Annotated in this window: 8 protein-coding genes and 2 pseudogenes; 4 read left to right on the top strand and 6 right to left on the bottom strand. The window is 47.2% G+C overall.

Translation table 11 applies throughout. The features are described 5' to 3' along the window. The 6 genes and pseudogenes from DFR47_RS19250 to DFR47_RS19225 form a co-directional block, all read right to left on the bottom strand. Positions 1-2,483 (bottom strand): annotated as a pseudogene (locus tag DFR47_RS19250) (hypothetical protein); the annotation flags it as partial. A gap of 594 nt (positions 2,484-3,077) precedes the next feature. Continuing rightward, positions 3,078-3,231 (bottom strand): annotated as a pseudogene (locus DFR47_RS19245) (IS5/IS1182 family transposase); the annotation flags it as partial. Between the two features lie 196 nt (positions 3,232-3,427). After that, positions 3,428-3,688 carry a hypothetical protein gene (locus DFR47_RS19240; protein WP_113946135.1) on the bottom strand — a complete coding sequence of 87 codons (261 nt, stop codon included), beginning with the start codon at positions 3,686-3,688 and terminating at the stop codon, positions 3,428-3,430. Continuing rightward, positions 3,685-3,939, bottom strand: coding sequence for a hypothetical protein (locus tag DFR47_RS19235; RefSeq protein ID WP_113946134.1), 255 nt, complete (start codon positions 3,937-3,939; stop codon positions 3,685-3,687). The genes DFR47_RS19240 and DFR47_RS19235 overlap by 4 nt, the downstream gene beginning before the upstream one ends. Before the next feature lie 143 nt (positions 3,940-4,082). After that, entirely contained in the window at positions 4,083-4,427 is a 345-nt protein-coding gene (locus DFR47_RS19230; RefSeq protein ID WP_113946133.1) for a hypothetical protein, read from the bottom strand. Between the two features lie 105 nt (positions 4,428-4,532). Then, positions 4,533-5,087: a hypothetical protein gene (locus DFR47_RS19225; RefSeq protein ID WP_113946132.1), complete on the bottom strand. Its 555-nt coding sequence runs from the start codon at positions 5,085-5,087 to the stop codon at positions 4,533-4,535. Between the two features lie 115 nt (positions 5,088-5,202). On the opposite strand from DFR47_RS19225, the gene DFR47_RS19220 reads away from it, so the two are divergent. The 4 genes from DFR47_RS19220 (at position 5,203) to DFR47_RS22025 (ending at position 9,076) form a co-directional block, all read left to right on the top strand. Further along, positions 5,203-6,915 carry a hypothetical protein gene (locus DFR47_RS19220; protein ID WP_113946131.1) on the top strand — a complete coding sequence of 571 codons (1,713 nt, stop codon included), beginning with the start codon at positions 5,203-5,205 and terminating at the stop codon, positions 6,913-6,915. After that, positions 6,912-7,487, top strand: a complete 576-nt coding sequence (locus DFR47_RS19215; protein WP_113946130.1) for a hypothetical protein — start codon at positions 6,912-6,914, stop codon at positions 7,485-7,487. The genes DFR47_RS19220 and DFR47_RS19215 overlap by 4 nt, the downstream gene beginning before the upstream one ends. Positions 7,488-7,505: 18 nt before the next feature. After that, positions 7,506-8,645: a COG3904 family protein gene (locus tag DFR47_RS19210; protein ID WP_113946129.1), complete on the top strand. Its 1,140-nt coding sequence runs from the start codon at positions 7,506-7,508 to the stop codon at positions 8,643-8,645. A 269-nt stretch (positions 8,646-8,914) separates the two neighbouring features. Further along, positions 8,915-9,076: a hypothetical protein gene (locus DFR47_RS22025; RefSeq protein WP_210207347.1), complete on the top strand. Its 162-nt coding sequence runs from the start codon at positions 8,915-8,917 to the stop codon at positions 9,074-9,076. The last annotated feature ends 52 nt before the right edge of the window (positions 9,077-9,128 follow it).

Genomic DNA, 9,128 nt, shown 5'->3' with positions numbered 1-9,128 from the left:
AATGCCTGAGACAGGCGATTACTGACCGATGACCGGGTGATGCCACTGGCATTGAGCAAAACGCCACTTGCGGATGCATAGGCCTCACCACTTAGCTGCGGCAGGCTTGAGCGAATGGTTGAGCCGTCAGGTGCAGAAAAATCCAGTGCTGCGAGCAATGGTTTAAACTCTGCCGCAGCATTAGTGGCGAGACCATCCAATGCAGCGCCAACTTCACGGTCTTCACTATCTCCCGCATATTGCGAATAGGCATTCGCATCACGGCTCAATGACACCGTATAAGACAGATTACCATTATCTGTCGCACTCGCGTTAAGTGTCGGTGAGCTCAATGTGGTGCTAACATTTGTGAAGTTACCACTCACTGCGCCCACTTGTAACCACTCGTTTGAAGTGACGGTGAAACCATCACGATAATAACCGCGATCAGGTGCAAAGCTGATCGTGCCATTAAGACCAGCACTACCGTTTACAATTAGGCTGCTGATGTCAGACTGATCATTGAATGCGAGTTGCAAGGTGCCGGTAGCTGACTGAGCATAATTTCCGTCAATCGTGATTGTTGCTCCAGCAACAGAAGGATTTAATATCCCGCTATTGCGGAACTGCTGGGCTGCATCTATCTGGTAAATCCCTTGACCGGAAAGCGTTGCTGCTTGCGCCACACCGACATCAAAGACTTGATGGTTGCCGGTCAGCAGTGTTGTGCCGCCATCAAGATGCAGCGAAATATTCTTGCCCTTGATATTGCTACCGTAAGCCAGTCTGAAATCCGTATCCGCTGTGCCAGTCGAATTCCCTTGTGCATCAGCCTTCAAGCCGAAACTCAGCTCCGTCAGGCGCAAATTACCATCATCATCTTCTTCTGCATACTCGGAAATAATATCACCAGTGATGCTGGCACCCTGCATGACATTGATCTGTCCCACCAAGGCATTTTCAGACATGAAGATTGCAGCCTTGTTACCTGCAACACGGCCGGTCAGATCGAAACTTGAAACAAGTGGGCCATTCACTTCATTCAGAGCCGTTTCATAATAATCGGGAAAATAACTTTCTAAATCTAGTTTTCCCGAGGTTACAAAATAAGAACCGCGATATTCATTGTTGTCACCTAGTGAATTATGGCCAAAGTCAAAACTGACCGCGATACCATTTTCACCCAGTGCTTGCACATCACCACGTTGCGTCAGGGTGTGATTTTTTCCGTAAGCAAACAACACACCAAGACCGTTCTCACCGTTGGCGTGAACCCGTGTTCCGGGCAAAATAGTCATCGTATTGCCGATACCATCGACACGAATACCTGCACCGCCCGCCCCTGCGGATAGCAAATCTGCGCGTTGGGCAATTATATTGCCACTTCCATAGATATGAAGACCGAGCCCCATGGTCGCGGTGTTATAGCTGTTGGGGATATAGGCAGTGCCTTCACTATTGCGAGCGAAGAAGGGATTATCATTGATCAAGGTAATGCCATCATTATAGACCGAGTAGCCAAACAGGTTACGGCGATCAATTGAGTAGCCAATATCTTGTAAGGCTGCGAATTCAGCCTCCATCAGCGACATATAATTTGAATATTGTTGATGGCTCATCATACTGTTCCTAAGCTCAGTATGCGAAAACGGGTCGTCCTTATAGCCAGGCACCAGATTTGAATCAACACGCACAGGAACACCCGGCATGGCACCATTGAGCACTGCATCTACATTCGACCCTGTAAAATAAGCAAATCCGTCATCGGCATCAAATGTATCAGCTCCTGCCGCAGCGGGTTCACAAAAATTGCAAATAATCGTTTGATCAGGTGCGGCAGCCTTGCCATTGCTATCAATCAGATGACTGGTCCAGGCATTCAGAACAGGTGCAAACTTTGCCTTAACAGGGTTGTTACCTGATTGTTGAGAATAGACTGTTGCGGATATTCCGAGCGCATGGGCTACTTCATGCATGAGCGTACTGGTCATATCGACCTTAGGGGTTTGGATCAGTTGTGATGGGACAAAGGGCTGCTCCCAATCCCAATCCATTTTTCCTATCCCGATTATCCCGTGCGCTCCGTCCAGCAAGCGCTCCGGGTCGATCACACCATTATTCAGAGCGGAATTTATAAGTGAGCCTGCACCATTCATCCATTGCGAAATGTCACTAGATGCATAGGCATTATCCTCCTCCATGGTGCCCACATTAATGATGGCTGGATTTTGCCCCGGAGTGATCTTGATGATGTCTGCCCAATATTGAGCTGCTGATTTTGTACGATCAATTGTGGGCGGGTCAAAGACCCAAGTTGAGGTATCATTCCTGAAAAATTTCCCGTCTTGCGGATAAAACATCCGCAATTCAAAAACGGGATTGCCGTTCGCATCAGTAATTATATGGGGGGTGAAAGCATGAGCGCTACCGGAGCAAAGACTCGTCAAGAAGCCCGCAGACAAACACGTCGTTGATGCCAAAGTCAATATAGATCTCAGTTTCATTGATATGCCCTCTGCCTGCTTAAATTACTATCGAATAACGATATAAAAAGCAGCATCTCAGGAAAAGCTATCACTGAAACTTGGTAGAAGTAAAAATACTATCATTATAAATATATCTGATGAACAATGAAGCCATGACTACATAATTAAAACCAAACCTGACCTGAACCATCTGAATTTGCACCCAAACAGTCATTCAGAGAACTGAAACATATGGAAAACAACCCTATTTCCATGAGTAATAGTATCAGATTTAAAATTAGCTACGGCATCAATTGGTCCAAAAGCAGACGGATTGCTGTACACAAAATATCGCTAAAACAGATACCTGCACCCATTACAGTCATTAAATATTATATGTGGTCCGCTACGCCTCGATTTGAACCTATTTAGCTAAGGCACTGTTATAACTGATAAAAAGAGATTTCGATACATTTCTGGGGTTTTTGAAATACAAAGACCATCAACCAACTATTTGAATTAATTGAGAGTTCTCGGCTCTATTTAGTTGCGGAGGCGCGTAGCCACCGATTACGACATTTATTCTCAATTGAAATTTAAGCCTTACCTATAAGGTTCCAGACTCATTGAGTTTCACAGCGAGAAGATGACGGTTGAGGCGATAAGGATGGCTGAGAGGCAAGTCTCCGGACATCGGCGGATCGGGTTGCAACGCGCCGCCAGTCCTTGAGGCGGCCGAACATAATCTCGATGCGATTGCGTGTTTGTAGCTCCGCTTGTCATATTTGCAGTTTCGCGCCACCTGAACCTATCATTTCAAGTGAATGTGAAAATGAACCCAAAATCCATGAATTTGCATCATTACAACACCAGACAGATCATATAAGCGAGATCGCGCACCAGCAAGACACCCTAAGATATGAAGCTGAAATATGAATGCTTATTCTTTTGCGAATATAGGGCCTGACAATTGAGGAAAGATTTTAGCCCGGAATGGAGCCGTTAAGCCAATCACCAAAACTCACCTCAATTTCCGAAGCTTCGGATGGACACATCATCGCAAGTGAAAAAGCTTTTTCACCTTCTGCATACCAAGCTGCCGCTTGGGCATTCTTATCTGCAAATTGTCCATAGCAGACCGCAGCCACACTCCCGTCAGCGGCGATCATCACGCCCCAATTCACGTCACCACCACTCGCAGGCTCAAAACCACGTGTATAAAGAAGTTTTCCACCCACCTTCATGATCGGTGTGACGTCCGCACTTCCGTATAAAGAATATCGCGCACGTCCCCAGTCGGCACTGCGGCTTCAATAGCAGCGCGCACCTGCGGGTGGTTCAGAAAACGCGTGCCATCCACTTCATCATAGACATATTTTCCAGCATAAACAGCCAACGGCGGCGTAGCCGAAACCCTTTCAACCTGTGCGAATACATTGGAAATCGAGAATAGATTAACCAAGGAAGACAACCCAATAAAGGGTAACAATTTCATTAAAACAAATCTTTTAAATGTTATAAAATCTTAAGCCATTACTCACCTATTTACGCTGACTACCACGATAGGCTTTTTGATCAAGATACGCACAGGCTCTCCTATAGGAGAGTCAAAAGCACGAAATTTTATATACGCAGAGCTTAGTTCTGCATTTTTTTCATCTGTTCGCACATGGTCTGCTTCTGCCTTGTACTACCTGCAGCAATTTTAGTTTTGGTTTCTTCATAGCCTTTGGCGAAAATTGTGTCGAACTCTGCTGATGAAAGTCCGCCAGCGGAAGATGCAGATTGCTGTCCTGCCTTCATCTCTTTCAGCTGCTCAGCGGAATAACTGCCGCATTCTTCAGCCATGGCATGCATCGCTCCGCCAAACTCGGCAATTTTTGCCATATTTTCTTTTTCTTGCCCCATCACAGCACTTGGCACAAGCACAGCCGAGCATAAAGCAACCGCAAACAGCGTTTTTGTTACACTTGAATAAAACATTAGAATTTCTCCCCAAATTTTAAAGCCAAAACAAAAGCGTGCAGGGCTGAATTAACCACACGGCAATAGCTTTCAATTGTGAAACCTTATATTATAGCTGCCAATTTACTGAGCTTTATCAGTACATTGCTGCCATTCGAAACGATCCTGAATGTAGCACCATCCGGCTTGTTCCATGGCATCCTCAAGCGCGAATAGCGGGGCAATCTTGGTTTGAGCGTCACGCTGGCAAGTAAAGGATGCAACATCCTGATCCCCTTTGGCGATATGAACGCCAGCTTCCAGTTCAGCTTCCTCATCAAGCCGGTCAAAACTCTGCCAGACCTGATATTTATAGCCCTCATTATTAAAAGTAACGGTTGAGGTAATGGCTCTGCCAACACCTTTCCATGGTGAGACGGTTTTGGCGGAAAAATCCTCATGCAACGAAAGCCCGTCTTTGTCTTTTTCAGTAAATTGATAAGTAAACTTCGGCTCTGCATCGCCATTGGCAGGTTCGATGCAAATCTGGAGATGCTTATTCTTGGCGACATTGCAAGAAATGAATGTTTCACCCGAGCAATTAGGCGCAGCGAATGCAGGCGCCGTATCAACCACTGATAGCCCGCCGCCGAGTGCCAGCAGTGTTAAAAGGGAAGTAAAAAGGCTTTTATTTCTCATGAAGATAAACCACAAAATAAAGAAATTTATATACTTGAGTTAGTGTGCTTAAGATTGACACATAGGGCGTATACATTAAGCATTTGCATTTTGTAATAACGAATCAAGGATACTTATGCAAAAGTCTGTCTTAATTCTGATAGCCAGTCTGGTGCTTGGTACCATTTTTGGTTTTCTGGATGTCAGCAGTTTTATAGCTGATCAAGGCTTGAGCAATATTACCGGCTACGGCATTGGTGCTGCAGCAGTAACTATTCTTGGTATTGCGGGATTGATACGCCTGCCATGGGTCATAGCGGGTGCTATTTTCAATGGCTTGCTCGTTGCGGCTTTTGCTTATTTTGCATCCAACGGTATTCTGACAGGTGAGTTTACAGGGCAAACAGTGGTTGCCACGCCACTCTTGATGATCATTCTGCTGCCACTGCCTTTTTGGGTTTCCTATACGCAGACCCGTCATTTTGATTATACAGTCATCTATCAATCCGCATGGAATATTTGCTGGCGCGTCTTCGGAGCGCTTGCCAGCCTGTTTTGGGTCGCTATTTATTCCACAGCCTCGGGCATCGGTACAGATATTGCCGATCCCGAACTGATGCGCTTGATCCCGTGGCTCATTGGCGGCGCGATCGCCGGTGTGGTTGCTATATTAACAGATCGGCTAGAGCCATCTTTTATCTCGCCAAGATCGCGCTTTATTGCACATCTGGTAGGGCCGCAACTTCTGTTACCGCTCATGGCAATGATGATGCTGATCGTGTTTTTTGGCACAGAATCGGACAGTGACTCCCAGTTTTCGATCAGCCTCACACTGTGGGCAATGCTGAGCTGGTCAATTATTGCCACCATCATTGCCGAACGCAATGAAACAGAACGACTGCAGGGTGGTTATGACAAGCTGGGCAAAATTGCAGGGATTGCAGTTTTGGCTTTCGGTTTCCGGACCGCATGGCTGCTTTATGGTGATTATCAAAGCTTCGGGCTAGTGCCGGTTGATGTCACATTCATTTACCTGACAGTCATCGGGCTTACTTACGGTTTTGCCTATCTGTGGGCGCTAACCAGTGGACCATCATGGGCACAGCGTTTACGCTGCATCAACCTTGTCATGGTGCTTCCGGTCTACTGCATTTTTGCTCTGGCTTTGACGGATGCACTGTCTCCGTTACGTGTTGCTGCACAGCAGCAGGTGAGCATGGCATTGGCGGGAGATGCGCGCTTTACCGAAAATAGTGTAAAGCAGCTTATGAAATGGGGACAACCCGGTGCCGGTGCCCTCAAAACCTTAAGAGAAGCTGTTGTCGACAAGCCTGAGCTTGAAAAACTTCTGGGCACGCTGCTCCCTGAAAAATCCAAACCACTATCCGTACCGGAACAAGTCATCACACCTGCACAGGGGCTTAAACTGCGCGATCAGCTCATTGAGCAGGCGGTTTTTGTGCCGGACAATGAGGAAATCCAGCAGATAACCCGCAATGCTTTTACGCTGATGCCGGATTATCTGTTTCAGAATTATGCGAGCCTATGCGCAGTAACGGAAGCGAATACAGGCTGTACCATTTATCTGGCCGATTTTCTTCCCCAAGCCACAGGCAAAGTGATCCTGATTGATAGCGGTAAAGCTGATCCGTTGCGCTTTCAGGCTTTACAGGTCAATGGAACAAATTCTGCGTCGCTGCAAACCTTTGTTCATGGCGACATCACCGATGAAGACAAAGGCGGCGCAATGGTTGCTGTTGCAGGATGCGACGTCAATGCTATGCAATTTGGCAAGGCACTTGTGTTGGCTCTCGATGGATTTGATAAGAAAAAGGCATGCCAATTATGAGCAATAGATTCACTTCTAAAATTTTGACAGGTCTGATGCTCGTTGCAGCCTTAAGCCTGTCGCAGCCATTATCTGCAAAGGCGGGTCCAGCAGAAGGCGATCTGGAAGGCGCCAAACTCAGCGGATTGCTGCAGCAATCCGGCATTCAATGCAGCGATGCTAAGGGGCTTAACTGTAGCGCAGGAAATTACGAAGTGACCATTCATAGTGATTGCGCGGTTGCACCCTATTATGGCGCGATCTATGGCGGGCCTGCCAAGCTCAGCGCAGGCGCTGGCGGCAGTGATCAGAATGTCGTCGCCACTCTGGCCGAGGATCAGCTTGTTTGCATCAAGGCCACGGCCAAAACCGGCATTTCAGACGCTGAATATTTCATCATGGCAATGCCGATTGATAGATTTGACAAATGCGACGGAGTGGATGTTTTATGCCGCGTCTCTGCACCATTGTCGGAGCCTTACCGCACGACTATGGAAAATTGTAAGCAGCTTAAGAGCGGTAAAATTTTATCTTGTCCGCAAGGCTGGGTACAGGCCGATGCGATCGAGCCTTATCCGAATGGATTGGAATAATAGGGGGCAACTGGGTTCATGATCAATTACAAGTCATTATTTGCGAGTGCCTGCCTCGCCTTCTCACTCTCCGGCACTGTTGTGGTCAGTGCACAGGCACCACAACAGCAAGAAGCAAATTTCGAGCGCTATGGGCCGTTTTTCTTCTTTCCAGATAAGCCTGAGCTTCTCATTTATACCGGTCAGGTGGGCGCAAATGACCTGCTCAACCTTAAAAAAGCATTGCGTGAGAACCCTGCTGTCAACACGCTTATTTTGAGCAACAATCCAGGTGGTCTGGTTCATATCGGTCTGGTTATCGCGGAAGAAGTCTATGAGCGGGGCATGAATACTTATATTCCGCCGGATTCATATTGCGCTTCAGCCTGTTCCTTTGTGTTCTTTGCAGGCAAAAACCGTGTTGCCGATGGCCGTCTTGGCGTTCACCAAATTTCCGCACCGGAACTCAGCGGAGAACAAGCGCAATTTGGCGTATCGGATATTGTGGCGACTTTGCCAAAATATGGCGTATCAGCCGATGTGCTGGGTATTATGTTCAGCACACCAGCCAAGGATATGTATTATTTCAGCCCGCAGGAAGTGGTGAAATACGGTATCAATCGCACCGGTGAAACCCAAGTTGCCTCAGTGCAACCGGTCCAGCCCAATAGCGGCAATGTTACTACACCAAGTCATGTTAGTCCGGCTCAGGCACCGCAACAAGCCGCCCGCCCGAGTGATGCCAATGCCAATCCTCAGCAACAGCACAATGCGCCAAGCGCCATGCCGGCAATGAATGATGAGAATAAGGCCATGAATGTTGCCGCCCTCATGATCCAGACTGGCAGTGCCAATAATGATGATGCGATGGCATTCGTGAATGAATATTACGCCGATACTGTCGATTACTTCAAAAAACGGCGCCCCAAAGCAGAAATTTTGCAGGATAAAAACAGCTATTTCAGCCGCTGGCCGGTCAGACGTTTTGTCGTTGATGAAAGCTCGCTGAAAGCCAAATGTGAAAATGGCCTTTGTGCAGTCTACGGTCTTTATGATTACACAGTGTCCAGTCCTGACCGCAACAAGCAATCCAGCGGGACCTCGAATTTCACTTATGTACTGGACCTACAAGACAACTACCGCATTGTCCATGAAGATAGCGAAGTAGTTAAGCGTTAAGGCTCTCCGCCATATTCTGATGTGCCAGAAAGTAGACTATCTGCCTTCTGGCACATCCGCATCAGAGCAAATGACCATACGCCACTTATTTAAGACACCGACACTGACCACCTCATGGAATTCAAGTTTTGGCAAGACCAGACCAAAATCATCCGCAATTTGTTACAATCCAAGCGTGATATCCTGACAGGCAAACGCAAAATCTTCTATTTTCAGCCATAAACGCAGCGAACAATCGCAATATTGCAACGCCCGATAATCAAGTATGGATGGTCGAAAAATTGAGCGAACTGGCAGCGGACTTCGAGGAAGTCGCTGGACCGAACTACTGGTTAGCCAAGCTTTACCGAGCCCTGTCGGAAAACGAAGACTTCTGCTACGGTGGTTTCGAAGGCATCAAAGTCGAGAAGATAGTTGCCCCCCTAGTTTGATCAACTGACAAATAGCTTAAGCCACTCATGTTCAAGGTAACAATGGCCACAC

Source organism: Pseudochrobactrum asaccharolyticum (assembly GCF_003314995.1).
Lineage (GTDB): Bacteria > Pseudomonadota > Alphaproteobacteria > Rhizobiales > Rhizobiaceae > Pseudochrobactrum > Pseudochrobactrum asaccharolyticum.
Note: the sequence above shows the minus strand (reverse complement) of the source record. Positions and strands in the feature narration are given on the sequence as shown.